The sequence below is a fragment of the Rhodoferax sediminis genome (assembly GCF_006970865.1).
Taxonomy (GTDB): Bacteria; Pseudomonadota; Gammaproteobacteria; order Burkholderiales; family Burkholderiaceae_C; genus Rhodoferax_A; species Rhodoferax_A sediminis.
The window spans coordinates 2,276,145-2,299,954 of the sequence record NZ_CP035503.1 but is presented as its reverse complement, the minus strand read 5'-3'; the positions used below and the strand labels follow the sequence as shown (position 1 = coordinate 2,299,954).

The window sequence follows — 23,810 nt, the reverse complement described above, 5'->3', positions numbered from 1 at the left end:
CAGCCTGATTTTCGACTCCCTGCGGGGATCGGCTATCGCTTTTGATACTGGGTTGCTCCAAACAATATCTCACGCTCCTTGTCACCGGTAATGGGCCTGCGCAAATCCGCCAGCACCTGCACGCCGCGCATGACGGCCGGGCGCTGTGCGATTTTGTCGAACCAGGCTTTAAGGTGCGGGTAGTCCGCCCAGTCGATGCCCTGGTTTTGCCAGCTGCGCAGCCACGGGAAGATGGCGATGTCGGCGATCGTGTACTGGCTGCCGGCGATGTAGGGGTTCTTGCCCAGCTGTCTGTCCATGACGCCGTAGAGACGTTTGGCTTCATTGGTGTAGCGGTTGATCGCGTATTCCAGTTTTTCGGGCGCGTACGTCCTGAAATGATGAGCCTGACCGAGCATGGGCCCAATGCTGCCCATCTGGAACATCAGCCACTGTAGTACTTCGTATTTCTGGTGATCGCTTTGGGGCAGGAACCTGCCCGTTTTCGCGGCCAGGTACAACAGGATGGCCCCCGACTCGAACAGCGAAATCGGCTTGCCTTCCGGTCCCTGCGGGTCGGTCATCGCCGGGATCTTGTTGTTCGGGCTGATCTTGAGAAAATCCGGCTTGAACTGGTCGCCAGCGCCGATGTTGACTGGGTGCACCCGGTAGGGCAGGCCACATTCTTCCAGCATGATGTGGATCTTGTGGCCGTTGGGTGTTGGCCAGGAGAAAATTTCAATCACGGAGAGACTCCTTTGCAAAGGAGCCATTTTCCTCCCGGCTGCCACCTTGTGCTGGCTCAGGAACGCAGCGAAGGGCCGCCCCGAGCAAGTTCAGCCCCCTCGGGGGCCGGACCGAAGCGTGATGCCTCGGCACGTGCATAGCGCAGGCCCGGCATGGGCTCGCTCCACTGTACAGCTGCGCGCACGGACGCTGCGCGAGCCCAGCGCAGCACACGCAGTGGCAAGCGTGGGGGCTCAACCTCCGCGCGTAATCGGCATCTGGACTTCGCCGTGCACCAGCAGGTGCCTGGCAAACTCCAGCTTGGCGAGCGAGGCGCGGTGCACTTCGTCCGGGCCGTCGGCCAGCCGCAGCGTGCGTTGGTGCGCATAGGCGTAGGCCAGCGGGAAGTCGTCCGACACGCCGCCGCCGCCGTGGGCCTGGATGGCCCAGTCGATGATCTGGCAGGCCATGGTGGGCGCGACGATTTTGATCATCGCGATCTCGGCCTTGGCCACCTTGTTGCCCGCCGTGTCCATCATGTAGGCGGCCTTGAGCGTGAGCAGGCGCGCCTGCTCGATCATGCAGCGGGCCTCGGCCACGCGCTCCTGCCAGACCGACTGGCGGGCAATCTCGCGGCCGAACGCCACGCGCGTGTTCAGGCGCTTGCACATCAGCTCCAGCGCACGCTCGGCCATGCCGATCGAGCGCATGCAGTGGTGAATGCGTCCCGGGCCAAGGCGCCCCTGGGCGATCTCGAAGCCACGGCCCTCGCCCAGCAGCAGGTTGGATGCCGGCACGCGCACGTTCTCCAGCAGCACCTCCATGTGGCCATGCGGCGCATCGTCGTAGCCGAATACCGACAAGGGGCGCAGCACCTTGATGCCGGGCGCATTGGCGGGCACCAGAATCATCGACTGCTGCTCATGGCGTCCGGCATCGGGGTTGGTCTTGCCCATCACGATGTAGATGGCACAGCGTGGGTCGCCGGCACCGGACGACCACCATTTGCGGCCATTGATGAGGTATTCGTCGCCTTCGCGGCGGATGCTGCACTGGATGTTGGTGGCGTCCGATGACGCCACTTCCGGCTCGGTCATCAAGAAGGCCGAGCGGATTTCACCCTTGAGCAGAGGCTCCAGCCAGTGGTCCTTGTTGGCCTCGGAGCCGTAGCGCTCAATGGTTTCCATGTTGCCGGTATCGGGGGCCGAACAGTTGAAGACTTCGGGCGCAAAGGGCACGCGGCCCATGATCTCGCACAGCGGCGCGTATTCGAGGTTGGACAACCCCTCCGGCGCGCGCGGCGAGTGCGGCAAAAACAGGTTCCACAGTCCTGCGGCACGGGCCTTGGGCTTGAGTTCTTCGATGATGGTGGTCGGGATCCAGGCATTGCCCTTGGCCCGGTTTTCGGCAATCTCGCGGATGAACCGGGCTTCATTCGGGTAAATGTGCTCGTCCATGAACTTGAGCAGGCGCGCCTGCATGGCCTTGACTTTGGGGGTGTATTCGAAATCCATAAGGGCTCCTGATGTCTCGGGGTTGAGGTGAATGAATGGTGCTCAGGCTTGCCGGGCAAATTTCCAGGCCATTTGCGCCAGCGGGACGGTGCCGGCGGCTGATTTCGCGGCCTGCGCGCTGGAGGCAGTTCCTGTCTCCACGCGTTTGGCGATGCCTTGCAAAATGGCCGCGAGGCGGAACAGGTTGTAGGCCATGTAGAAGTTCCAGTCGGCCTTGAGCGCCTCGGGGGTGCTCAGCCCGGTGCGTTCGCAATACAGGCGGATGTACTCGTCTTCGGTCGGAATGCCGAGGCTGGCCACATCCAGTCCGCCGATGCCGCGGAATGCGCCCGGTGGAATGTGCCAGGCCATGCAGTGGTAGCTGAAGTCGGCCAGCGGATGGCCCAGGGTGGACAGTTCCCAGTCCAGCACGGCCAGCACGCGCGGCTCGGTGGGGTGGAACATGAGGTTGTCGAGCCGGAAGTCGCCGTGCACGATGCTGACTTTGCTTGCATCCAGCGCACTGGCAGGCATGTGCGCGGGCAGCCATTGCATCAACTGGTCCATCTCGGGAATCGGCTGCGTGATGGAGGCCACGTATTGCTTGCTCCAGCGACCGATCTGGCGTTCAAAGTAATTGCCGGGTTTGCCATAGTTGGCGAGGCCGCGCTCGGCATATTTAACCTTGTGCAGCGCCGCGATGACGCGGTTCATTTCGTTGTAGATGGCGCCGCGCCCGGCCCGGTCCATGTCGGGCAGGGCTTGGTCCCACAACACGCGGCCCTGCATGAACTCCATGATGTAGAACGCCCGGCCGATGACGGACTCGTCCTCGCACAGGCAGTACATGCGCGGCACCGGCACATCGGTGCCCTGCAGGCCGCTCATCACGGCAAACTCGCGCTCCACCGCATGAGCCGACGGCAGCAGCTTGGCGACGGGTCCGGGTTTGGCGCGCATCACGTAGCTTTGTCCGGGCGTGATCAGTTTGTAGGTGGGATTGGACTGGCCGCCCTTGAACATCTCAACGCTCAAGGGGCCCGCAAATCCGTCCAGATTTTTATCAAGCCAGGCAGTCAGGGCCGCCACATCGAACAGATGCTGGTCAGAAACAGAACGGGTGCCGACGAAATGATCAAAGTCGCTCATGATGGGAGTTTTATGGTTTCAGTTGTCTGCATCAACGATGCGCATGAGCGCATCGCGGTTTCGGATCGTCAATCCAGCCGGCTCGATGCGAATGGCTTCCTCGCGCTCCATGGCCTTGAGTTCCTGGTTGACCCGCTGGCGCGAGGCTCCCAGCAACTGGGCCAGTTCTTCCTGCGCCAGATGCAGGCCGATACGCACTTCGCTGCTGTCCGACAGGCTCGGCACGCCATAGCTGCGCACCAGATGCAGCAACTGCTTGGCCAGACGGGCGCGCAGGGGCAGTGTGTTGAGGTCTTCGACCAGGCCATACAGCTGGCGAATGCGGCGGGCATGCAGGCGCAGCATGGCTTCGTAGAGTTCCACATGCGCCGCGAGAATCTTCTTGAAATCGGTTTTGGCCACGCACAGGATGGTGGTCTCGCCATGCGCATAGGCATCGTGGGTGCGCCGGTCTCCGTCGAAAATCGAGACATCGCCAAACCAGATGCCTGGCTCCACGTAGGTCAGGGTGATCTGCTTGCCCGAGATGGAAGTCGAACTGACTCTGACGGCACCCCGGGCACAGGCAATCCATTCCTCCGGCGGATCGCCGCGCGCAGCGATCAGCTCGCCATCCTTGTAACGTTTGACGTAGGCGCATCGAAGAATGTCGTGTCGTAGCGATGGAGAAAGTGATGAAAACCAGCGACCGGAATTGATCGCTTCACGTTCTTCGATGGTAAGAATGGGGTCGTCCATAACCTGTCTTTTGGGTGACTGATAACGCCTCCATTGTCGCGTGCGGGACCAGGCGCCCGCATTGGGGATGTCACCTGAGTGTCTGCCTTATTCAAGGCCGAGGCAAATGCCGGCGGCTATTCGAAGCGTGGCGTCTGCTTGCTTAAAAAGGCGGCGATCCCGATCCCGGCATTGGCGTGGTGCAGGTTCCGTACAAAGTGATCGCGCTCGGCTGCAAGCTGGCCGCTCAAAGTGTTGTGCGACGCCTCATTGACCAGCTCCTTGATGCTCGCCAGCGCATTCGGTGCCCGGGCGTTCAGGCTCGCGGCGAGCGCCAGGGCCTCGGTCAGTGCGCCGCCCGCATCGGCCAGCCGATTCACCACGCCCAGCTCATGCAGGCGCTGCGCGCTGATCCGTTCACCGCACATCATCAGCTCGGTGACCAGTTGACGGGGCAGGGCGCGGGCGAGGCTCCAGCTGCCGCCGCCGTCGGGCGACAGGGCGATGTTGCTGTACGCCATCACGAATACCGCGTTGGTGGCGGCGACGAGGAAATCGCAAGCCAGTGCCAGCGAGAACCCGGCGCCTGCTGCCGCACCTTCCACTGCCGCGATCACCGGCTTCGGGAAAGCGCGGATGGCCTCGATCCAGCTGTGCAAACCTTCGATGCTTTGCGCCTGGCAGTCCGGCGGCTGTTGCCGGTTGGCCAGCAGGCGCTGCAGATTGCCGCCCGCACTGAAGATCGCTCCTTCACCCACGACGACGACGCTGCGCACATCCGTGCTGGACTCCGCCACATTCAGAGCCTCGACGCCTGCGGCATAGATATCCGGCCCCAGCGCATTGCGATGCTCCGGATTGCTCAGTGTGAGCACCATGGTCTGGCCATGGCTGGTGCTTTTGAGTTCAGCGGGCATGATTTATTTGGTTGGTTGAGGACAGAGCTGAAGATCTGTCCCGCAAGGTATCACGGTTCCTCATGCAGCAGGCTCAGGCCAATCGCGCCGCGGCGCCGCAGCCACGGGCTGGGACGATAGCGCGGATCGCCATAGACGGTCTGCATGTTAAACAGCACCTCCAGCACATTGGCGGGGCCGTAGCGATCGCCCATGGCCAGCGGCCCCAGGGGATAACCCAGGCCCAGCGTCACGGCGGTCTCCAGGTCTTTGGGCGAGCAGATGCGCTGCTGGCACATATCGGCCGCGATGTTGATGATGGTGGCGACGACGCGCTGCGTCACAAAGCCACCGCTGTCGCGGATCACACTGACCGCCTTGCCGTCGCGGGCGAACAGGGCATGGGCCGCATCACGCATGTCGCTGCGCGTGGCCGGATTGGTGGCCAGCACGCGGCGTTTGGTCGTGGCGTCGTCCACCAGCATGTCGATGCCGATGGTGCGCGCAGGGTCGAGTCGTTCGACCACGGCAACGGTGGTGACATCGAACCCCAGAGGTGCGACCAACGTCAGCGCGGCGGGCGACGGCGATGCGCCGGTTTCAATCGAAGCCCCAAGGGATTTCAGCAACGCGAGCAGTTCCGCGCGACGGGCCGCGCGCGGCGACACCCACACTGGCGGCATTTCATCCACTTGCGCAACCGCAGGTTCGGGGCTGATTTGGGCTACGCCGTCCACATAGCGATAAAAACCCTCGCCGACCTTCTTGCCGACGACGCCGGCGGCCAGCCGCTGGGCCGTGATCACACTGGGGCGGTAGCGCGGTTCCTCGTAGTACTGCTGGTAGATGGACTCCATCACCGGATGCGAAACGTCCAGCGCCGTCAGATCCATCAACTCGAACGGCCCGAGTTTGAAGCCGACCTGGTCTCTCAAGATGCGGTCAATGGTGACGAAATCGGCCACGCCTTCGCCTACGATGCGCAGGGCTTCGGTGCCATAGCCGCGCCCCGCGTGATTCACGATGAAGCCGGGGGTATCCTGGGCCTGCACGGCGGTGTGGCCCATCTGCTTCGCATAGGCTGCCAGGTTGGCGCAGATGGCGGGATCGGTTTTGAGTCCGGCAACGGCCTCGACCACCTTCATCAGGGGCACCGGGTTGAAAAAATGATAGCCCGCAAACTGCTGCGGGCGCTTCAACCCTGCCGCAATGGCGGTGACGGACAGCGATGACGTATTGGTGGCCAGCACCGCGCCCGGACGCACCAGACTCTCAAGCTCCGAGAACAGCGCTTTCTTGATGTCCAGCCGCTCGACTACCGCCTCGATGATCAGGTCGCAGTCGGACAGCGACTGCAGCGAATCCGTCGCCAGCAAGCGGGCTTTCTGGCCGACAACCTGGGCCGCATCCATGCGGCCCTTTTCCTGCAGCTTGTCCCACTGCGCGAAGACCGCGTCGCGCGCCTTGGCGACGGCCCCGGGCTGGGTGTCAAACAGCTTGACGGTGCTTCCGGCTTGCGCCGCGATCTGGGCGATGCCCCGACCCATGGCCCCGGCGCCCACTATTCCCACATTTGCATAGACAGGTTTCATTCGGGACATTATCACGCAGCACGTAGCGTGGCGGTATGTCAGAATTCTTGTTACCTGATGGGTCCGACTGTGAATATCCGTAACTTTGCCGCTGGCGGCGCCCTGTTGCTTGCTGCGTTGAGCGGCCGTGCGCTCACCGTGGACGCCGTGCGGGGGGCCGCGCTGGTCGGTCAGCCACTTGACGTTTCCGTGCCGGTGGCACTTGAAGCGGGCGAAGACGCCTCTTCCCTGTGCTTTGATGGCAATGTTTTATATGCCAATACCCGGCTGGCGCCCAGCCGGGTCAGCATTGCGCCGCAGGCGGCATCGGCTCGCCAGGATGTCATCGTTCGGATCCGCTCGACGGTCGCGGTGGACGAGCCCGTGGTGACGGTGAATCTGCGCGTGGGATGTGCCGGGGCCGTGACGCGGCGCTACGTTTTGCTGGCGGATGCACCGAACGTCGCCATGGTGGCTCCGGCGCCGCTTGCCACGCTGAGCCCATTGCAGAGCAGCGGCGGCAGTGCATCTTCCGGCCTGAATCCCGACTCGGGCCCGACTTCACCGGGCATCGGCCAGACCGTCGCCACGCAAAGTCCGAAGGCAGCCTCGGGTGCCCGGCGCATCGCACGCTCACACACCCGCCGTTCGCCGCGGCGCCGTGTCGCAAATGCCACTGTCTCGCCCAAGGCGGCCACGCCGACGGCCGGCAAGCTCGCGCGCGAAGAGATCGCCTCCAAGGCACGGCTCAAACTGGACCTGCTGGCAGAACCTTCCCCTGATCTCAGGATTTCCAGTGTGCTGCAAACGCCTCCTGCCGAGAATGACCCCAAACGCGCAGAAGCGGCCGCCATGTGGCGCACCCTGAATGTCCAGCCGCAGGATGCATTGCAAGATGCGCTAAGAATGCGGGCGCTGGAGGCCGACATGAACACGCTGCGCGCCCAGAGCCTGAAAAACCAGGCCAGTCTGCTGGATCTCAGCACTCAACTGCAAAGGGCCGCAGACCGGCGGTTCAGTAACGCGCTGGTGTACGCGTTGCTGGCCTTGCTGGCGGCAGCAGTCGGTGTGGCGGCCTACCTTGGGTGGCAGATGCGTCGGGCGCGAGGCCCGGGCCGTCGATCCTGGCGGGGCGATGACCGTGGTTTGGCGGCTCATGACGGAGATGCATTGGGCCCCCTTGGCGCCACCATTGTGAGTCCGCTCAGCGAGCAATTTCCCCAAACTCCTTCTCGTGGGAGTGGCCGGTTCGGTGGCAGCCAGCAGATGGCGGGGCGCGTTGCAAAGTCAGGGGATGACGACCCTCTCAAACATCTCCCTGCCAGGCCGTCCCCGGACTTCTCTCCCAGCATGGCGCCGGCGGCGCGGGCGGTGAATGCCGAAGAACTGTTCGATATCCAGCAGCAGGCCGATTTTTTTGTCTCCCTGGGCCAGCACGAGCAGGCCATCGAGTTGCTGAGGCAGCACATCGGCGACAACGCCGGCACCAGTCCGCTGGCCTACCTTGACCTGCTCGGCATCTACCACAGGTTCGATCTCAGGGACGACTACGAGCGCCTGCGCGTGGACTTCACCCGGGCCTTCAACGTGCAGGTGCCGCCGTTTGGCGCATTCAGCGATGCCAGCAAAGGGCTGGCTTGAGGCGTACCCGGCCGCGTTGTCCCGCATAGAAGCGCTCTGGCCCTCCATTCAGGTTCTTGACGTCATTGAAGCTTCGATTTTTCGTCGGCCTGGCACCAGCGACGCTGAAGGGGAACCGTTTGATCCGGAGGCTTACCGCGAATTGCTGCTGCTGTTCTCGATTGCCAGGGAGGTGGCTGTTTCAACGGGCGCCGACAAGCACCTGGAGGCCCCCCGTGCCACCGCGATGTTGCCTGACACCATGCCTCCCTTGACACCGCCGCCGCCGTCTCCCCGATTGGGGCTCGATATTGATTTGAGCGACCCCTCCGGCCCTTGAGACCCCGAGGTGCCGCCAAAGGTGTCCGGGGTTCTGCCGGCAGGGAGGTCGTTATCGACGCACCTGTAGCGCGCCGGGGTTGACGATGTTGGTGGGCGTGCCCTTGATGTAGTTGACGACATTGTCGAAGGCCGCGCTGAAGTACATCTCGTAGCTGCTTTGCTCCACATAGCCGATGTGTGGCGTGCAGATGCAGTTTTCCAGGCGCAGGAGGGCATGACCCTGCAGCGGCGGCTCGGTCTCGTACACATCCACGGCCGCCATACCGGGACGGCCGCGGTTGAGCGCGCAGATCAGCGCGTCCGGCTCGATCAACTCGGCCCGGGCCGTGTTCACGAACAGGGCGGTGGGCCGCATGCGTGACAAATCGTCGAGGGTGACGATACCGTTGGTCTGGTCATTGAGCCGCAGGTGCACTGACAAGATATCGGCGCTGGAGAAGAATTCTTCGCGGCTACCCGCTGCCAGCAGCCCATCGCTGACGGCCTTGCTGCGCGAGGCCTCGCTACCCCAGACCATCACGTGCATGCCGAAGCATTTGCCGTAACCGGCAATGATGCGTCCGATCTTGCCGTAGCCCCAGATGCCCAGGGTCTTGCCATGCAGCACGCTGCCGATGCCGAAGTTCGGCGGCATCGAGGCGGTCTTGAGTCCCGATTGCTGCCAGGCGCCGTGCTTGAGATTGGAAATGTACTGCGGCAGGCGGCGCATCGCCGCCATGATGAGCGCCCACGTCAGCTCGGCCGGCGCCAGCGGCGAGCCCACGCCTTCGGCAATGGCGATGCCCCGCTCGGTGCATGCCGCGACGTCGATATGGCGGCCGACCTTGCCGGTTTGGGCAATCAGCTTGAGCTTTGGCAATTTTTCGATGAGTTGCCGGCTGAACTGGGTGCGCTCGCGGATCAGGACGATCACGTCGGCATCCTTGAGTCGAACCGCGAGCTGGCCCATGCCCTTCACGGTGTTAGTAAAAACCTTGGCAGAGTAGGCGTCAAGTTTGCTGGCACACTGCAGTTTGCGAACCGCGTCCTGGTAATCGTCAAGAATCACAATGTTCATAGCGCCATTGTGCCTTGGCTCCAGGCGTGCCGGCTCACAGCTGCCCAGCGCCTCACACCGCTGGCTGCATACCTTTCCATTCGTTACCAGGACCCATCACCATGTCAATTTCCATGTCATCTGCCAGCCTGCCGGTCTTTACCACCATGCTGGGCAACCTGAGTCATTTGCTGGACAAGGCACAAGCGTGTGCCGATGCAAAAAAATTCGACGCTTCGATCCTGATGCAGTACCGGCTGGCCCCCGACATGCTGCCTTTTACGCGGCAAGTCCTGATCGCCTGCGACACCGCAAAAAATGGCGTTGCCAGGCTGGCCGGGATGGAAGCGCCGAAGTTTGAAGATTTTGAATCCACCATCCCCGAGCTGAAGGCGCGAATTCAAAAGACGCTGGACTACCTGGCTACGGTGCCTGCCGGCGCGCTGGATGGAACGGAAGACAAGGACTTTACGTTCCCGGTCGGGCGCGATGCCACCCACACCATGAAGGGTGAGGCCTACCTTACGCGCTGGGTTTTGCCGAACCTGTTCTTCCACGTGACCACCGCCTATGACATCCTGCGGCATAACGGGGTGGAGATTGGCAAGCGCGATTATTTGCTGGGCGCAAAGGCCTGAGGCTCAGTGCAGGGTTGCTTCCCCGGCGGCCAGCCGTTCCAGTTCGGCGCATACATCCGCCATGCGGCCAGAGATGACCATCCGCCCGGCACTGGCCGGCGCTGCACTCGCGTCCACCACACGCAATACGCGCAGCGGCCTGTGCGTGCCTGTATTCGAATGATTTCGGCCTGAAGCCCTTGTGACATGGGCATGAGCAGCTATTGAGCTAATAGCACCTTGATAAGGCCGGGCATCCGCCGCCGGCTGGTGCGCCCAAGTGTTGCGGGGGATACCCGGCATCAGCCAGTTGATGGCGTTGTGAAGCGGTGCGAAGAGCCTGGAGGCTGTGAACAATGCGAGTCCCATGTGAAACCTTTCAATCAAAAAAGAGGGTCGAACACAGACAGGATTGCTTGAAACATCGCCACGCCAGGGTTGTGATCTGCTGCAGTACGGCAGCCATCAAACGCCCGTCACCTGGAGCGGCAACTTGAACCTACATGAGCATGGTGTTGCGGATCAGCCCCACAGCCAGGCCCTCGATTTCGAACGGCTCGCCGGGCTCGACGATGATGGTCTGGAAGTCGGGGTTCTCGGCGTGCAGCTCGATCAGGTGCTTGTTGCGCCGAAAGCGCTTGACCGTGACTTCGTCGCCCAGCCGTGCCACCACGATCTGGCCATTCTTGGCGTCTTTGGTGGCTTGCACGGCCAGCAGGTCGCCGTCCATGATGCCGGCGTCGCGCATGGACATGCCGCGCACCTTGAGCAGGTAGTCGGGCTTGCGCTGGAACAGGCTGCTTTCCACGTAGTAGGTCTGGTCCACATGCTCCTGCGCGAGAATCGGGGCGCCGGCCGCCACCCGCCCGACCAGCGGCAGGGCGAGTTGGGCCAGGCTTTGCAAGGGGAGGGAGAACTGCTTGAAGCGCGATTCGTTGATGGAGCGCAGCGCGTCGCTTTTGAGGCGGATGCCGCGCGAGGTGCCGCTGACGAGTTCGATCACGCCTTTGCGGGCCAGCGCCTGCAGATGCTCTTCGGCCGCATTGGCGGACTTGAAACCGAGCTCGGCGGCGATTTCGGCACGTGTGGGCGGCGCACCGGTGCGCGCAATGGCGCTCTGGATCAGGTCCAGAATCTGCTGCTGGCGGGCGGTGAGCTTGGGTGGGAACGGCGGCAGGTCGATCATGATGACTCCTTGGACTGCGCTTGAAACAGGGCCCGGATGGCGATTACTGTTTTAATACCCAGTAACTGTATTTTTAACCAGTTTTTGAAAGTTTGCAAGTCATGGCACAACAAATCGACAAAAAAATCGTGGTGCTGGGCACGGGCGGCACGATTGCCGGCACGGCGGACAGCGCCGCCGACAACATCGGCTACACGGCTGCACAGGTCGGCGTGGCGCAGTTGCTGGAGGCCATTCCGGCACTGTCCTCAGTCTTCGCCGGGCGTGCGCTGATCACCGAACAGGTGGCGCAGATCGACAGCAAGGACATGAGTTTTGCCGTCTGGCAGCAGTTGGCCAGCCGCGTGGCGCACTGGCTGGCACAGCCCGAAGTGCAGGGCATCGTCATCACCCATGGCACCGATACGCTGGAGGAGACCGCGTACTTCCTGCAGGCCGTCCTCAATCCAGCCAAGCCGGTGGTGCTGACCTGCGCCATGCGCCCGGCCACGTCCGTTGCGCCCGACGGGCCGCAGAATGTGCTGGACGCGGTGGCGGTGGCCATGCACGCCGGCGCGCGCGGCGTGGTGGCCGTCTGTGCGGGCACCCTCCACAGCGCGTTCGACGTGCAAAAAGTGCATCCCTACCGGATCAATGCCTTCAACTCGGGTGATGCCGGGCCGCTCGGGTATGTGGAGGAGGGTGCGCTGCGTTTGCTACGAAATTGGCCCGAAGCCCTTGTCGGGTCACAACAGCATGCTATTGAAAATATAGTAAACACCATGGACTGGCCGCGCGTCGAGATCGTCATGAACTACGCCGGCGCCAGTGGCGCCGTGGTGGAGGCGCTGGTGGCGCAGGGCGTGCAGGGCCTGGTCGTGGCCGCCACCGGCAACGGCACGCTGCACCACGATCTGGAGGCTGCGCTGCTCAAAGCCCAGCGCGCCGGTGTCAAGGTAGTGCGCGCCAGCCGCTGCCCCAACGGCCGGGTGCTGGGCCAGCCGGGTGATGCCATTCCCGATTCGCAGGGTCTGTCCGCCGCGAAGGCCCGCGTGGCGCTGATGCTGGCGCTGATGCCCGCTTGACTGAGGGTGCCGCAGCGCGAACGCAGCGTGCGATCAGCTCGCCAGCGCCGCAAGCGCCCGCGCCGTGATGTCTTCCACACTGCCGGTGCCGCTGATGGCACGGTATTTGGGCGCAGCGGCGGGCTCGGCTTTGGCCCAGCCGGCGTAGTAGTCCACCAGCGGCCGGGTCTGCGCGCTGTACACCTCGAGCCGCTTCTTCACGGTCTCTTCCTTGTCGTCGTCGCGCTGGATCAAAGGCTCACCGGTCACGTCATCCTTGCCGGCCACCTTGGGCGGATTGAACTTGACGTGGTAAGTGCGGCCCGAGGCCGGATGCGAGCGGCGCCCGCTCATGCGTTCGATGATGGCGTCAAAGGGCACGTCGATTTCCAGCACGTAGTCGAGCTTGACGCCCGCCGCCTTCATCGCGTCGGCCTGCGGAATGGTGCGCGGAAAGCCGTCGAACAGAAAGCCGTTGGCGCAGTCGCTCTGGGCGATACGCTCCTTCACCAGTCCGATGATGATGTCGTCGCTGACCAGCGCACCCGAGTCCATCACGGCCTTGGCCTGCAGCCCCAGCGGCGTGCCGGCCTTGACCGCGGCGCGCAGCATGTCGCCGGTGGAGATTTGCGGAATACCGTATTTTTGGCAGATGAACGTGGCCTGCGTGCCTTTGCCCGCACCGGGGGCGCCTAACAGAATCAGTCTCATGAATCTCCTCGAATTTGGTAAACCCAGGTGGCATCGCTGGGATCTGGAACCTGCAACGGATCCCGCGACGCTTCATTGGCGGCAAGAATAGCACGCAGGAGCTTCAGACTGGCTTACGCCGCGCCGATGCTAACGCAGCGAAGGGCCGCCCCGAGCAAGTTCGGCCCCCACGGGGGGCAGCGCAACACACGAAGTGGCAAGCGTGGGGGCTCTACGCCGCAAACAGTTTGCGCACGCGCTCCAGATCTTGCGGCGTATCGACGCCCGGGCCGGGGGCATGCTGCGTCACGTGCACGGCAATGCGGTAGCCGTGCCACAGGGCGCGCAGTTGCTCCAGCGCCTCGGCGTCTTCGATCGGCGCTGCCGCCAGCCTGGGGAACTCGCGCAGAAAGCCGGCGCGGTAGCCGTAGATGCCGATATGCCGCAGCGGCGCCACCGGCGGCAGCTGCGTGACGCCTTGCGCGGCGCCATCGCGCCACCACGGGATCGGGGCGCGGCTGAAGTACAGCGCCAGCCCTTGGGCGTCCAGCACGACCTTGACCACATTCGGGTTGACAAAATCCGCCAGCGTATCGATGGCATGCGCCGCCGTGCTCATGGCAGCCTCGGGGCGCTGCAGCAGCAGTTCGGCCACGGCATCGATCAGCAACGGCTCGATCAGGGGTTCGTCGCCCTGCACATTGACCACGATATCGTCGTCCGGCAAACCGAGCAGATCACAGGCTTCGGCCAGCCGGTCGCTGCCCGAAGGGTGGTCGGCGCGGGTCAACACCGCCTCGACGCCATGGGCCCGGCAGGCAGCAACGATCCGCGCGCTGTCGCCCGCCACCACCACGCGTACCGCCGGCATGCCGCCCCTGCCTGCCGTGCCGGACTGCAGGGCGCGCTGCGCCACCCGCACGACCATCGGCACGCCGCCGAGGTCGGCCAGCGGCTTGTTCGGCAACCGGGTGGAGGCCAGCCGGGCCGGAATGAGAACAGTGAAGCTCATGCGCGCACGTCCCGCCTCATTCAACCAGCGGTGTGCGCTTGGGCAGCTTTTCCAGTTCGTCGTCGCTCAAGGTGCGGGCCTCGTCCTCCAGCAGGACCGGAATGCCGTCGCGCACCGGATAGGCGAGCCGGGCGCTGCGCGAGATCAGTTCGTGGTGCGCACGGTCGTAGTCGAGCGGGCCCTTGGTCACGGGGCAGACCAGCAGTTCAAGAAGTTTGATGTCCATGGGCGGGTGTCTCAGGTGGCTGTGTGCGGTGATGATAGCTTTGCGTCCAGCAGCGCATCGACGGCCGCGAGAAAGGCCGGCTCGGGCGCAAATTGCAATGGCACGGCCAGTGCAGCGGGATGGCCGCGCCACAGTTTGAGTGCATCTTTTTCGGTGCAAATCAGGGTGTAGCCCTTGTCGGGTGCAGGCATCCAGCTATCAAAATCGTAGTGATCGGGCAACGCGACGGTGTGCGTCAGAGTCAGGCCGCGTTCGCGCAGCATGCTGAAAAACCCCTCGGGCCGCGCGATGGCCGCCACAGCGAGCAGCGACTGGCCCTGCAACTGCGCCAGGGGCAGCCGCGTGCCGTCCTGCCGGATGGCGAAATCTGCCAGTGCGCGCTTTGAGGTGAAGCCGGCAAAGGCGGGGTGCGCTCCGCTGTGCAGTACCAGATCGACCGGGCGCGGCCAGTGTTCGCGCAGCGGGCCTGCAGGCAGCAGGAAACCGTTGCCGACGCCGCGGTCGTCAAACACGCAAATCTCGATGTCGCGCCGGAGCGCGTAGTGCTGCAGGCCGTCGTCGCTGACGATCACCTGGGTGGCAGGGTAGGCCGCGAGCAGCGCACGGGCCGCGTCAACGCGCCGGCGTGCTACAAAAACAGGAGCGTCTGTAGCACGCCGGATCAGGGCGGGCTCGTCACCCACTTCCGAGGCCAGGCTGTCGCTTTGAACCTCGCGGCAATCGGTCGTCTGCCGTCCGTAGCCGCGCGAGATCACACCGACGACAAGTCCACGCGCCTGCCAGTGGCGCACCAGCGCCATGACGACCGGCGTTTTGCCGGCGCCGCCCGCCACCACGTTGCCGACGACCACAACCACCGGCAGATGTGCGCCGGCGCGGTGCGTCTTGAAGAGGCCAGTCCGGTACAGCGCGCGCCGCGCCGCGCTCAACACGCCGAAAACCAGGGAGACCGGCCACAGCAGCCAGGCCAGCGCGCCGCGTCGCGTCCAGGCCCGCAGCAATGCATCGCGCATCGCGCTACTTCGCGCCTGCCTTGGCCGAGGACTGGGTGGCAAAGGTGATCTGGTTCAGTCCGCTGCGCCGCGCCGCTTCCATCACGGTGATGACCGACTGGTGCGTGGCGCTGGCGTCCGCGCTGATGATGACCACGCTGTCCTTGCCGGCCTGCGCCGCGTCGGTCAGCGCCGCCGCGATGGCCTCGACGCTGCGGCCCGCGATCGGCGTCTTGTTGACCATGTAGCGCCCATCGCTGCTCACGGCCACGATGACTTCCTTGTTGTAGTCGCGCTGCGCCTCGGTGTCCGCCACCGGCAGCCTGAGCTGCATTTCGGTGAACTTGCTGTAGGTGGTGGTGAGCATCAGGAAGATCAGGATCACCAGCAGCACGTCGATGAACGGAATCAGGTTGATCTCGGGCTCGTCCCGCGATTTGGGCCGGAAGTTCATGGCGGGATCCCTCTACCGGCGCAAGGTCGCCAGATGCCGCACAAACCGCTCGGCTGCGAGCTCCAGCGTCAGCAGGTATTCGTCCACGCGGCCGCGGAAGTAGCGCCAGAAAATCAGCGATGGGATCGCGATGATCAGCCCGAACGCCGTGTTGTACAGCGCCACCGCGATGCCATGCGCGAGTTGCGCCGGGTTGCCGACGCCCGCCGCGCCACCAACGGCCGAGCCGAGGCCGCCGGGCGACTGCGAACCGAAGATCTCGATCATGCCGATCACGGTGCCCAGCAGTCCCAGCAGCGGCGCGGCCGAGGCGATGGTGGCGAGCGCGCTCAGGTACTTCTCCAGCCGGTGCGCGACGGCGCGGCCGGCCCCCTCCAGCGTGGCGCGCAGGTCAGCCTCGCTGCAGCGCGGGTCGATGTTGAGTGCGCGCAGGCCGCTGGCCAGGATTTCACCGAGCGCCGAGTTCTGCTCGAGCTGCGTCACCACGTCGGGCGTCGGCACGGAGGTGCGCGAGACCGAAATGGCTTCGTCGAGTAGCCGGGGCGGTGCAATCCTGGCGGTTTTCAGACTGGCAAAGCGTTCGATGACGAGGGCCAGCGCCACGATGGAGGCGGCAACGAGCGGCCAGATCGGCCAGCCGGCGGCTTGTATGATGGACAGCAAATGGAGTCTCCGCTCTGGAATAGGGCGCGTGGGTAGCGCTGGAAAAGTACGTGGGTGCGGGATGGGATTATGGCCCACCGTTCCAGGATTTTGGAGAATCAGTCGATGATGAATGCTTCGCGCAAGGCCCTGCGCCGGGCCGGCCCCTCGGCCCTTCTTCGGGCCTGGTTCGTGTGCGCGCTGCTGCTCATGGCGGGCGCCGCCGTGGCGGGCGGCCTCGAAGCGGTCAGCCCCTCCGTCTTGCGCACCCGGTACGCGGCGCTGGGCCCCCAACTGGCCAATAACCAGTTCAACGGACCGCTGTACCTGGACTCGGTCGAGACCTCGCAGCAAAGCGAGGGCGACATCTATGCCGTGGTCGATTACCCGTTTGCCACGGTCAGCAATGCGCTGAACAGCCCCGAGCACTGGTGCGACGTGCTGATCCTGCACCTGAACACCAAATACTGCCGCGCGAAGACCCTGGGCGCGGCGACCCAACTGGACCTGAGGGTCGGCAAGAAGTTTGATCAGCCAGTGGCCGACGCCTCCGAACTGGTGTTTGCCTATCGCGCAGTCACAGTTACACCGGAATATTTAGATATCGAGCTCGATGCACCGTCGGGCCCGTTCGGCACGAGCAACTACCGCATCCTGCTCGAGGCCGTATCCATCGAGGGCGGCCACACCTTCCTGCATCTGGGCTACGCCTTCGGTTACGGCGCTGTGAGCCGTATGGCTTTGCAGGTCTACCTGGCGACCGTGGGCCGCGGCAAGGTGGGCTTCACGACCTTGGGCGCGCCCCAGGCCGGGAGCCAGCCAACCTACATCGGCGGCATGCGCGGCCTGGTGGAGCGCAACACCATGCGCTACTACCTGGCCATCGACGCCTACCTGGGGGCGCTGTCGGCTTCGCCGGCGAATCAGCTGGAAAAGAGGTTGCAGAGCTGGTTCGCAGCCACTGAAAAATACCCCCGCCAGCTGCACGAGATGGACCGGGCGGCCTATCTGGAGATGAAACGCAGCGAATACCGGCGCCAGCAATCGCCACCTTGACGGCGGCTCACAGCATGTTTTCGGAAATCAGGTCGAGATTTTGCGTCAACCGGGCATGCACATACGACGTTACACTGCTTGGGATATGCGTAACAGTCCGTTGGGTTGTTACAACAGGTCTTTATATATCGCTTTTCGGTACATTAAGACTTGGTAGTATTCAAGGCCAATTCCCTTAACCCTCTGGAGAATCCTGTATGAAAAAAATCATTTTGCCTCTGAGTATCGCCCTGGCCCAAATGCTGGCCGTGAGCGCTTTTGCCCAAACCAAGGGTGGCGAAGCCGACCCAACGGGCGCCAAGGCGGCTCCGTCTGCCCCGGCGACCCCCGCCGAGAAGGCCGCTGCCAGAACCGATCGCAAGACTGAAGGCGCTGCTGCCGCGAAGAGCGAAACGCCGCAAGAGGGTATGCCCCAGAGCGCCGGCACTGCGCACAAGACCACCAAAGCACAGCGTAAGGCGGCCCACGCCAAGCGCAAGGCTGCTGCTGCTGCTGCAGTCAAGAGTGGCGAAATCCAGGCTGTACCTGGCCAGAAATAATCTGCCTGAAGACGCACTCGCTGCACAAAGGCGGACCCACTCGGGTCCGTTTTTTTTTTGGGGGGGGGTGCCCGTCAACAGGGCTCGGTGATGCAATAGGGGAGGCCGTGGAAGACGGACGTCAATCCTTTTGATTGTTGCGACAGGTCTTCCTATACTGGTGCACGGGGGGTTATGCAGAATTTGCAGTAACCGCGATCAATTTCGTTCAACCATCCACACAGGAGCCGGTATGAAAAAAATCATGTTGACGCTGGGCATCGCCCTGGCCCAGATGCTGGTGGTGAGTGCTTTTGCCCAGACCAAGGGCGGCGAAGCCGACTCTGCCGGCTCCATGGCGGCTCCCTCTGCCCCGGCGACCCCGGCCGAGAAGGCTGCGGCCAAAGCGGAACGCAAGGCTGGAGGCGCTGCCGCTGCCAAGAACGAGATGCCGCAAGAAGGCTCCGACAAGAGCGCCGGGACCGCCCGCAAGTTTACCAAAGCTGAGCGTGCGCAAGCCCGTGCAAAGCGCAAGGCCGAGACTGCCGAAGCCATCAAGAAAGGCGAAATCCAGTCCGGCGAGAAGTACTGACGACAGATTCGCTGCAACCCGGCGGACCCACTCGGGTCCGTTTTTTTGATGGGCTTATGTCCCGACCCCTACGCGCAGCAGGTCAGCGGGGCAGCCAAGCCGCCCCTGCACCGACTTTCTCCATGCCCCGATAATGCGGGACCGTGACGAGCCCGAAAAACCAACAGAAATTGTGGATAACTTTGTTGAGAAGTAGGCTCGCACCTTGTCACAAGCCGCGCCAGCGCATGAATGTGACAAAACGCTTACATTTTGAGCGGAAGAAATTTCAATGAAATCAATCGCTTGCACCATAACATCAGCGTTTGCGTCTGGGTTGGGTGCTTTATCCGGTATGGTGCCGGCCTCTGTGGAGGGTTGTCGCTTGCCGTCGCCGGGGTCAAGCCGTGCCTGAGGTACCCGCCCCAGCCCTGGCGCCGCGAATCTGGCAGGTTGGCGCGCTGTGCCGCGCCGTTGCTGATGCGCTGGACGCCCGCTTCAACCCGGTCGCGGTGCGCGGCGAGATTTCGAATTTTTCACGCGCAGCCAGCGGCCATTGCTACTTCTCGCTCAAGGACGAAACCGGCCAGATCCGTTGCGCCATGTTCCGGCGCGCCGCTGGCCTGCTCGACTTTGCACCGCGCGATGGGGAGCTGGTCGAGTTGCGCGGGCGCCTGGGCGTGTACGAGCAGCGCGGCGACCTGCAATTGATCGTGGAGAGCATGAGTCGGGCCGGGCAGGGCGCGTTGTTCGAGCAGTTTCTCAAACTCAAGGCCAGGCTGGAGCAGGAGGGCTTGTTCGATGCCGCCCGCAAACGCGAACTGCCCGCCATGCCGCGCGGCATCGGCATCGTCACGTCGCTGGGCGCCGCCGCGCTGCACGACGTGGTGACCGCGCTCAGGCGGCGCGTGCCGCACATCCCGGTGGTGCTCTCGCCCGCGCTGGTGCAGGGTGCCGGCGCGCCGGCGGATCTGGTACGGGCGCTATCAAATTTGTATCAGCTCACGCCCGCCAGACAAGGGCTAACAGCCGATTTGGCTTCAAGGAAAGGCGCGACGCAGAGTCCTTGCATCGACGTGATCCTGCTGGTGCGCGGCGGTGGTTCGATGGAAGACTTGTGGGCGTTCAACGACGAGCAGCTGGCGCGCACCATCGTGCAAAGCCCGGTGCCACTCGTCAGCGGCGTTGGCCATGAGACCGATTTCACGATCGCCGACTTCTGTGCCGATCTGCGCGCGCCCACGCCGACCGCCGCCGCCGAGCTGGTGGCGCAGCCGCGCGAGGTCTGGCTCGGGGCGCTGGCGCTGGCGGGGGAGCGGCTGCACGACGCGCTGCTGCGGCAGGTCGACAGCCAGAGCCAGCGCGTCGATCTGGCGGCCTCCAGGCTTGGCCGGCCATCCGCGTTGCTGGCTCGCCAGCAGCTGCGTTTGGGCCATCAGGCGCAGCGCCTGCGCTACGGCGCACTATCGAATTTGCAGCATAAAGCGTCCCTTGTACAAGGGCTGGAGGCCAATTTCCCTGAAAAGGTGCGGCGCGCGGCGGCCGCCGCGCAGGAGCGGCTGGCGCGCGCGCGTTTGCGCCTCGAGCTGCTCGATCCGCGGCTGGTCCTGCAGCGCGGCTATGCCTGGCTGGCGGACCTGGAGGGCAGCGCCATCACCCGCGCGAGCCAGACCCACATCGGCCAGGCGCTGCGTGCCACCCTTGCGGATGGCGAGGTTGATCTCACGGTATCGCCGCAACGCCTCATTTAATTCCTACAATCAACAATCCCGACAACAAACCACGAGGAAAGAAATCATGGAACACAAGCTGCCTGCACTGCCTTACGCGATCGACGCGCTGGCCCCCAGTTACTCCAAGGAAACCATGGAGTACCACTACGGCAAGCACCACAATGCCTATGTGGTGAACCTCAACAACCTGCAAAAGGGCACCGAATTCGAGAACATGGCGCTGGAAGACATTGTCAAAAAATCCAGCGGCGGCATCTACAACAACTCCGCGCAAATCTGGAACCACACCTTTTTCTGGAATTGCATGAAGCCCAATGGCGGCGGCGAGCCGTCCGGCGCGCTGGCCAAAGCCATTGCCGCAAAGTGGGGCACCTACGCCGCGTTCAAGGAAGCATTCGTGAAGTCGGCGGGCGCCAATTTTGGCTCCGGCTGGACCTGGCTGGTGAAGAAGGCCGATGGCTCGGTGGATATCGTCAACATGGGTGCCGCGGGTACGCCGCTGACCACGGCCGACAAGGCGCTGCTGACCGTGGACGTGTGGGAGCACGCCTACTACATCGATTACCGCAACCTGCGCCCGAAATACGTGGAAACCTTCCTCGACAAGCTGGTGAACTGGAGCTTTGCTGAGAAGAACTTCGGCTGAGGCGACCCTCACGCATGAAAAAGCCGGCGCGAGCCGGCTTTTTTGCCTTTAGTGCGGGTATCGCGACGCCTCGCTTGCGAAAAGAACGCGCCAGGCGGCAGGGTGACGGGCGTCAATGCCCCTCGAACGGTTTGCCGCCCAGCTTGAAACCGGCCTTGATCGCTCTTTTGGCAAACCAGCCCTGATTCATTTCCAGCACGTAACGCACGGGCCTGGTCGAGCAGTGCGAGTCGGTGGTCTGCGGCGCCATGTCGGCCAGGTTCACGATGGTGCCGTCATCCGCCACAAACGCAGCTGTCAGCGGCAAGATGGTGTTCTTCATCCAGAAGCATTGAATGGTCGGTACGTCAAACACAAACAGCATGCCCTCGGGCTGGGGCATCTGCTTGCGAAACATCAACCCGAATTCGCGCTGCTCGGGGGTCTGGGCCAGCTGGACGTCGATCTGGTACATGTCGGCTGTCAGCTTGATGCGCGGCAGCTCCAATTGCGGGCTGCCCTGGGCGTTCGCCGTGCCTGCCAGCAAGGCGAGGCCGATGACGAGGACGGATAACGACGCGGAGCGCAAATTCATGGCGTTCATCTTCGAAGGGCGGGCTCAAACGCAAAAATGCCCGCTGCTGCGGGCATTCTCGCGCAAAGTCAAAAGGACTTATTCAGTCTTGGGAGCAGCGGCTTTCGCAGCCTTCTTGGCTTTATGGGCCTTCCTGGCTTTGTGGGCCTTTTTGGTGGCCTTGGCAGGAGCGGCAGCGGCTGGCGTGGCAGCAGGTGCTTCGGCAGCGGCGGGAGCCGCAGGCGCAGCAGCGGGAGCGGCAGGCGCTTGTGCATAGGCACCAACAGCAAACAGACCAGCGATCAGGGCGCCGAGGATTTTGTTCATTTGAGAATTCCTTGAGGTAACGTTATGGTGAAGCTCCCTCCCAGTAATCGGAAGGCTCTTCTGTAACGGGGCCGCTTTGCGCTTGGTTGACAGAGGCGACAGAAATTTTTAAAGCTAAAATCCGCACGTTCCACTCGAATAGCAAAAGCGGCCGAATCAGGCCAGTCACCACCGGAGAAGTTTCCCCATGTATCAGCACATCAAGGTGCCCGCCGAGGGCCAGAAAATTACCGTCAACGCCGACATGTCCCTGAATGTGCCTGACCAGCCCGTGATCCCCTTTATCGAGGGCGACGGCACGGGCGCCGATATCACACCGGTGATGCTGAAAGTGGTGGATGCAGCGGTCGCCAAGGCCTACGGCGGCAAGAAAAAAATCCACTGGATGGAGGTCTATGCCGGTGAAAAGTCCACCCAGGTGTATGGCCCCGACGTCTGGCTGCCGGATGAGACCCTGGAGGCGGTGCGCGACTATGTGGTGTCCATCAAGGGTCCGCTGACCACGCCCGTGGGTGGCGGCATCCGCTCGCTGAATGTGGCGCTGCGCCAGCAACTGGACCTGTACGTGTGCCTGCGCCCGATCCAGTACTTCAAGGGTGTGCCCTCGCCGGTGAAGGAGCCCGAAAAAACCAACATGGTGATCTTCCGCGAGAACTCGGAAGACATCTACGCCGGCATCGAGTTCGAAGCCGAGTCCGACAAGGCCAAAAAGCTCATCAAGTTCCTGCAGGACGAAATGGGCGTCAAGAAAATCCGCTTCCCGAACACATCCGGCATCGGCATCAAGCCGGTGTCGCGCGAAGGCACCGAGCGTCTGGTGCGCAAGGCGATCCAGTACGCGATCGACAACGACAAGCCCAGCGTGACCATCGTGCACAAGGGCAACATCATGAAGTTCACCGAAGGCGGTTTCCGCGACTGGGCCTATGGCCTGGCGGCGAAGGAATTCGGTGCCCAGCTGATCGACGGCGGTCCGTGGATGAAGTTCAAGAACCCCAAGACGGGCAAGGACATCACGGTCAAGGACAGCATTGCCGATGCTTTCTTGCAGCAAATCCTGCTGCGCCCGGCCGAATACTCGGTGATCGCCACGCTCAACCTGAACGGCGACTACGTGTCCGACGCGCTGGCTGCGCAAGTCGGCGGCATTGGCATCGCTCCCGGCGCGAACCTGAGCGACACCATTGCCATGTTCGAGGCCACGCACGGCACGGCGCCCAAGTACGCCGGCAAGGATTATGTGAACCCGGGCTCCGAAATCCTCTCGGCCGAGATGATGCTGCGCCACATGGGCTGGACGGCCGCGGCCGACCTGATCATCAGCTCGATGGAAAAGTCAATTCTGAGCAAAAAGGTCACCTACGACTTCGCCCGCCTGATGGACGGCGCCACGCAGGTCAGCTGCTCCGGCTTTGGCCAGGTCATGATCGATCACATGTAAAGTTTGTACTGGCGCAGGCAGCCCACAGCCGCCCTGCACCGAATCACCGCCCCGCAGCGCCCTCTGCGGGGCGGTTTCGTTTTTCGGGCTTGAATGTGGCCCGGGCGTCACCAATTTACCCTCGTGGTGCAGTGCGGCAGCCTGCCCGATAGAATGATTCCATGGCAACCAAAATCCCCTCCAAACCCCCTGCGCCGAGGACTCAGCCGCCCGACGGGGAGAATGGCGACTCGGTCGTTCTGGAGCGGCGCACCCAGAAGGTCAAGCCCCCCCACATGCACCAGGTGGTGATGCTCAATGACGACTACACCCCGATGGAGTTCGTGGTGGTGGTGATCCAGGAGTTTTTCAACAAGGACCGCGAGACCGCGACGCAGATCATGCTCAAGATCCACCTGGACGGCCGGGGGGTGTGCGGCGTGTATTCGAGGGACGTGGCGGCCACCAAGGTCGACCAGGTCATGGACGCCGCCAACAAGGCCGGGCATCCGCTGCAATGTATCAGCGAGCCTGTTGAATAAATTACACAAGCGTCCATATAGAGTTCATCATTACAGCAAGGCAAAAAGGAAAT

The 23,810-nt window shown here is 63.3% G+C and carries 27 protein-coding genes; 11 read left to right on the top strand and 16 right to left on the bottom strand.

The window, feature by feature from the left end; all coding sequences use genetic code 11:
* Positions 1-32: 32 nt before the first annotated feature.
* The 6 genes from EUB48_RS11085 to EUB48_RS11060 form a co-directional block, all read right to left on the bottom strand.
* Entirely contained in the window at positions 33-725 is a 693-nt protein-coding gene (locus tag EUB48_RS11085) for a glutathione binding-like protein (RefSeq protein ID WP_210411617.1), read from the bottom strand.
* Positions 726-959: 234 nt separating this feature from the next.
* Entirely contained in the window at positions 960-2,219 is a 1,260-nt protein-coding gene (locus EUB48_RS11080; RefSeq protein ID WP_142819121.1) for an acyl-CoA dehydrogenase family protein, read from the bottom strand.
* Between the two features lie 42 nt (positions 2,220-2,261).
* Positions 2,262-3,347, bottom strand: a complete 1,086-nt coding sequence (locus EUB48_RS11075) for a phosphotransferase (RefSeq protein WP_142819119.1) — start codon at positions 3,345-3,347, stop codon at positions 2,262-2,264.
* Positions 3,348-3,365: 18 nt separating this feature from the next.
* Positions 3,366-4,085, bottom strand: a complete 720-nt coding sequence (locus EUB48_RS11070) for a Crp/Fnr family transcriptional regulator (RefSeq protein ID WP_077561214.1) — start codon at positions 4,083-4,085, stop codon at positions 3,366-3,368.
* A gap of 116 nt (positions 4,086-4,201) precedes the next feature.
* Positions 4,202-4,981 carry an oxepin-CoA hydrolase, alternative type gene (locus tag EUB48_RS11065; protein WP_142819117.1) on the bottom strand — a complete coding sequence of 260 codons (780 nt, stop codon included), beginning with the start codon at positions 4,979-4,981 and terminating at the stop codon, positions 4,202-4,204.
* A 50-nt stretch (positions 4,982-5,031) separates the two neighbouring features.
* Positions 5,032-6,552: a 3-hydroxyacyl-CoA dehydrogenase gene (locus tag EUB48_RS11060; protein ID WP_142819115.1), complete on the bottom strand. Its 1,521-nt coding sequence runs from the start codon at positions 6,550-6,552 to the stop codon at positions 5,032-5,034.
* 69 nt (positions 6,553-6,621) lie between these two features.
* Here EUB48_RS11060 and EUB48_RS11055 point away from each other — a divergent pair, with 69 nt between their 5' ends.
* Both EUB48_RS11055 and EUB48_RS11050 read left to right on the top strand, forming a co-directional pair.
* Positions 6,622-8,172, top strand: a complete 1,551-nt coding sequence (locus EUB48_RS11055; RefSeq protein ID WP_142819113.1) for a type IV pilus assembly protein FimV — start codon at positions 6,622-6,624, stop codon at positions 8,170-8,172.
* Positions 8,150-8,491 (top strand): hypothetical protein, encoded by a 342-nt coding sequence (locus tag EUB48_RS11050; RefSeq protein WP_142819111.1) that lies wholly within the window; start codon positions 8,150-8,152, stop codon positions 8,489-8,491. The genes EUB48_RS11055 and EUB48_RS11050 overlap by 23 nt, the downstream gene beginning before the upstream one ends.
* 51 nt (positions 8,492-8,542) lie before the next feature.
* On the opposite strand, the gene EUB48_RS11045 is transcribed toward EUB48_RS11050, so the two are convergent.
* Positions 8,543-9,550: a D-2-hydroxyacid dehydrogenase family protein gene (locus EUB48_RS11045; RefSeq protein WP_142819109.1), complete on the bottom strand. Its 1,008-nt coding sequence runs from the start codon at positions 9,548-9,550 to the stop codon at positions 8,543-8,545.
* Positions 9,551-9,651: 101 nt separating this feature from the next.
* On the opposite strand from EUB48_RS11045, the gene EUB48_RS11040 reads away from it, so the two are divergent.
* Positions 9,652-10,167: a DUF1993 domain-containing protein gene (locus tag EUB48_RS11040; protein ID WP_142819107.1), complete on the top strand. Its 516-nt coding sequence runs from the start codon at positions 9,652-9,654 to the stop codon at positions 10,165-10,167.
* A gap of 478 nt (positions 10,168-10,645) precedes the next feature.
* On the opposite strand, the gene lexA is transcribed toward EUB48_RS11040, so the two are convergent.
* Positions 10,646-11,332 carry a transcriptional repressor LexA gene (gene lexA / locus EUB48_RS11030; protein ID WP_142819102.1) on the bottom strand — a complete coding sequence of 229 codons (687 nt, stop codon included), beginning with the start codon at positions 11,330-11,332 and terminating at the stop codon, positions 10,646-10,648.
* Between the two features lie 101 nt (positions 11,333-11,433).
* Between lexA and EUB48_RS11025 the strand changes: the two genes are divergently transcribed.
* Positions 11,434-12,396 (top strand): asparaginase, encoded by a 963-nt coding sequence (locus EUB48_RS11025; protein ID WP_142819100.1) that lies wholly within the window; start codon positions 11,434-11,436, stop codon positions 12,394-12,396.
* A 33-nt stretch (positions 12,397-12,429) separates the two neighbouring features.
* Here EUB48_RS11025 and adk read toward each other — a convergent pair whose 3' ends face one another.
* The 6 genes from adk to EUB48_RS10990 all read right to left on the bottom strand — a co-directional run bounded on the left by adk (position 12,430) and on the right by EUB48_RS10990 (position 16,412).
* Complete coding sequence (gene adk / locus EUB48_RS11020) at positions 12,430-13,086, bottom strand: adenylate kinase (RefSeq protein WP_142819098.1); 657 nt, start codon at positions 13,084-13,086, stop codon at positions 12,430-12,432.
* Positions 13,087-13,297: 211 nt separating this feature from the next.
* Complete coding sequence (kdsB, locus tag EUB48_RS11010; RefSeq protein WP_142819096.1) at positions 13,298-14,077, bottom strand: 3-deoxy-manno-octulosonate cytidylyltransferase; 780 nt, start codon at positions 14,075-14,077, stop codon at positions 13,298-13,300.
* Between the two features lie 16 nt (positions 14,078-14,093).
* Positions 14,094-14,303 (bottom strand): Trm112 family protein, encoded by a 210-nt coding sequence (locus tag EUB48_RS11005; protein WP_077561195.1) that lies wholly within the window; start codon positions 14,301-14,303, stop codon positions 14,094-14,096.
* A gap of 11 nt (positions 14,304-14,314) precedes the next feature.
* A complete protein-coding gene (gene lpxK / locus EUB48_RS11000) occupies positions 14,315-15,316 on the bottom strand; it encodes a tetraacyldisaccharide 4'-kinase (protein WP_142819094.1) in 1,002 nt (333 codons plus the stop codon).
* Positions 15,317-15,320: 4 nt separating this feature from the next.
* Positions 15,321-15,749, bottom strand: coding sequence for an ExbD/TolR family protein (locus EUB48_RS10995; RefSeq protein WP_142819092.1), 429 nt, complete (start codon positions 15,747-15,749; stop codon positions 15,321-15,323).
* A gap of 12 nt (positions 15,750-15,761) precedes the next feature.
* The gene (locus EUB48_RS10990; protein WP_142819090.1) at positions 15,762-16,412 is read right to left on the bottom strand and encodes a MotA/TolQ/ExbB proton channel family protein; all 651 of its coding nucleotides are present in this window, start codon (positions 16,410-16,412) and stop codon (positions 15,762-15,764) included.
* 105 nt (positions 16,413-16,517) lie between these two features.
* Between EUB48_RS10990 and EUB48_RS10985 the strand changes: the two genes are divergently transcribed.
* From EUB48_RS10985 to EUB48_RS10965, 5 genes are all read left to right on the top strand, one after another.
* The gene (locus EUB48_RS10985) at positions 16,518-17,447 is read left to right on the top strand and encodes a hypothetical protein (RefSeq protein WP_142819088.1); all 930 of its coding nucleotides are present in this window, start codon (positions 16,518-16,520) and stop codon (positions 17,445-17,447) included.
* 197 nt (positions 17,448-17,644) lie between these two features.
* Positions 17,645-17,986 carry a hypothetical protein gene (locus tag EUB48_RS10980; protein WP_142819086.1) on the top strand — a complete coding sequence of 114 codons (342 nt, stop codon included), beginning with the start codon at positions 17,645-17,647 and terminating at the stop codon, positions 17,984-17,986.
* A gap of 232 nt (positions 17,987-18,218) precedes the next feature.
* Complete coding sequence (locus tag EUB48_RS10975; protein WP_142819084.1) at positions 18,219-18,557, top strand: hypothetical protein; 339 nt, start codon at positions 18,219-18,221, stop codon at positions 18,555-18,557.
* Positions 18,558-18,943: 386 nt separating this feature from the next.
* On the top strand, positions 18,944-20,287 hold the full coding sequence (xseA, locus tag EUB48_RS10970; RefSeq protein WP_142819082.1) for an exodeoxyribonuclease VII large subunit: 1,344 nt from the start codon (positions 18,944-18,946) through the stop codon (positions 20,285-20,287).
* Positions 20,288-20,333: 46 nt separating this feature from the next.
* Entirely contained in the window at positions 20,334-20,915 is a 582-nt protein-coding gene (locus EUB48_RS10965) for a superoxide dismutase (RefSeq protein ID WP_142819080.1), read from the top strand.
* Positions 20,916-21,027: 112 nt separating this feature from the next.
* Here the strand turns inward: EUB48_RS10965 and EUB48_RS10960 are convergent, their stop codons facing one another.
* Both EUB48_RS10960 and EUB48_RS21365 read right to left on the bottom strand, forming a co-directional pair.
* Positions 21,028-21,489 (bottom strand): DUF192 domain-containing protein, encoded by a 462-nt coding sequence (locus EUB48_RS10960; RefSeq protein ID WP_244618174.1) that lies wholly within the window; start codon positions 21,487-21,489, stop codon positions 21,028-21,030.
* 78 nt (positions 21,490-21,567) lie between these two features.
* Positions 21,568-21,795, bottom strand: a complete 228-nt coding sequence (locus EUB48_RS21365) for a hypothetical protein (RefSeq protein ID WP_168226740.1) — start codon at positions 21,793-21,795, stop codon at positions 21,568-21,570.
* 187 nt (positions 21,796-21,982) lie between these two features.
* Between EUB48_RS21365 and icd the strand changes: the two genes are divergently transcribed.
* Positions 21,983-23,236, top strand: a complete 1,254-nt coding sequence (gene icd / locus EUB48_RS10950; protein ID WP_077561178.1) for an NADP-dependent isocitrate dehydrogenase — start codon at positions 21,983-21,985, stop codon at positions 23,234-23,236.
* Between the two features lie 161 nt (positions 23,237-23,397).
* Positions 23,398-23,757, top strand: coding sequence for an ATP-dependent Clp protease adapter ClpS (clpS, locus tag EUB48_RS10945; protein ID WP_077561176.1), 360 nt, complete (start codon positions 23,398-23,400; stop codon positions 23,755-23,757).
* The last annotated feature ends 53 nt before the right edge of the window (positions 23,758-23,810 follow it).

Excerpts from the sequence above, each read along its gene's own strand:
- kdsB (WP_142819096.1), bottom strand. The coding sequence starts at position 14,077 with ATGAGCTTCACTGTTCTCATTCCGGCCCGGCTGGCCTCCACCCGGTTG.
- EUB48_RS10960 (WP_244618174.1), bottom strand. The coding sequence starts at position 21,489 with ATGAATTTGCGCTCCGCGTCGTTATCCGTCCTCGTCATCGGCCTCGCC.
- icd (WP_077561178.1), top strand. The coding sequence starts at position 21,983 with ATGTATCAGCACATCAAGGTGCCCGCCGAGGGCCAGAAAATTACCGTC.
- EUB48_RS11065 (WP_142819117.1), bottom strand. The coding sequence starts at position 4,981 with ATGCCCGCTGAACTCAAAAGCACCAGCCATGGCCAGACCATGGTGCTC.
- EUB48_RS11070 (WP_077561214.1), bottom strand. The coding sequence starts at position 4,085 with ATGGACGACCCCATTCTTACCATCGAAGAACGTGAAGCGATCAATTCC.
- EUB48_RS10985 (WP_142819088.1), top strand. The coding sequence starts at position 16,518 with ATGATGAATGCTTCGCGCAAGGCCCTGCGCCGGGCCGGCCCCTCGGCC.
- clpS (WP_077561176.1), top strand. The coding sequence starts at position 23,398 with ATGGCAACCAAAATCCCCTCCAAACCCCCTGCGCCGAGGACTCAGCCG.
- EUB48_RS10965 (WP_142819080.1), top strand. The coding sequence starts at position 20,334 with ATGGAACACAAGCTGCCTGCACTGCCTTACGCGATCGACGCGCTGGCC.
- EUB48_RS21365 (WP_168226740.1), bottom strand. The coding sequence starts at position 21,795 with ATGAACAAAATCCTCGGCGCCCTGATCGCTGGTCTGTTTGCTGTTGGT.
- EUB48_RS11075 (WP_142819119.1), bottom strand. The coding sequence starts at position 3,347 with ATGAGCGACTTTGATCATTTCGTCGGCACCCGTTCTGTTTCTGACCAG.
- EUB48_RS11025 (WP_142819100.1), top strand. The coding sequence starts at position 11,434 with ATGGCACAACAAATCGACAAAAAAATCGTGGTGCTGGGCACGGGCGGC.
- EUB48_RS11080 (WP_142819121.1), bottom strand. The coding sequence starts at position 2,219 with ATGGATTTCGAATACACCCCCAAAGTCAAGGCCATGCAGGCGCGCCTG.
- EUB48_RS10975 (WP_142819084.1), top strand. The coding sequence starts at position 18,219 with ATGAAAAAAATCATGTTGACGCTGGGCATCGCCCTGGCCCAGATGCTG.
- EUB48_RS11045 (WP_142819109.1), bottom strand. The coding sequence starts at position 9,550 with ATGAACATTGTGATTCTTGACGATTACCAGGACGCGGTTCGCAAACTG.
- EUB48_RS11040 (WP_142819107.1), top strand. The coding sequence starts at position 9,652 with ATGTCAATTTCCATGTCATCTGCCAGCCTGCCGGTCTTTACCACCATG.
- EUB48_RS10980 (WP_142819086.1), top strand. The coding sequence starts at position 17,645 with ATGAAAAAAATCATTTTGCCTCTGAGTATCGCCCTGGCCCAAATGCTG.
- EUB48_RS10995 (WP_142819092.1), bottom strand. The coding sequence starts at position 15,749 with ATGAACTTCCGGCCCAAATCGCGGGACGAGCCCGAGATCAACCTGATT.
- EUB48_RS11005 (WP_077561195.1), bottom strand. The coding sequence starts at position 14,303 with ATGGACATCAAACTTCTTGAACTGCTGGTCTGCCCCGTGACCAAGGGC.
- adk (WP_142819098.1), bottom strand. The coding sequence starts at position 13,086 with ATGAGACTGATTCTGTTAGGCGCCCCCGGTGCGGGCAAAGGCACGCAG.
- EUB48_RS11060 (WP_142819115.1), bottom strand. The coding sequence starts at position 6,552 with ATGAAACCTGTCTATGCAAATGTGGGAATAGTGGGCGCCGGGGCCATG.
- lexA (WP_142819102.1), bottom strand. The coding sequence starts at position 11,332 with ATGATCGACCTGCCGCCGTTCCCACCCAAGCTCACCGCCCGCCAGCAG.
- EUB48_RS11050 (WP_142819111.1), top strand. The coding sequence starts at position 8,150 with ATGCCAGCAAAGGGCTGGCTTGAGGCGTACCCGGCCGCGTTGTCCCGC.
- lpxK (WP_142819094.1), bottom strand. The coding sequence starts at position 15,316 with ATGCGCGATGCATTGCTGCGGGCCTGGACGCGACGCGGCGCGCTGGCC.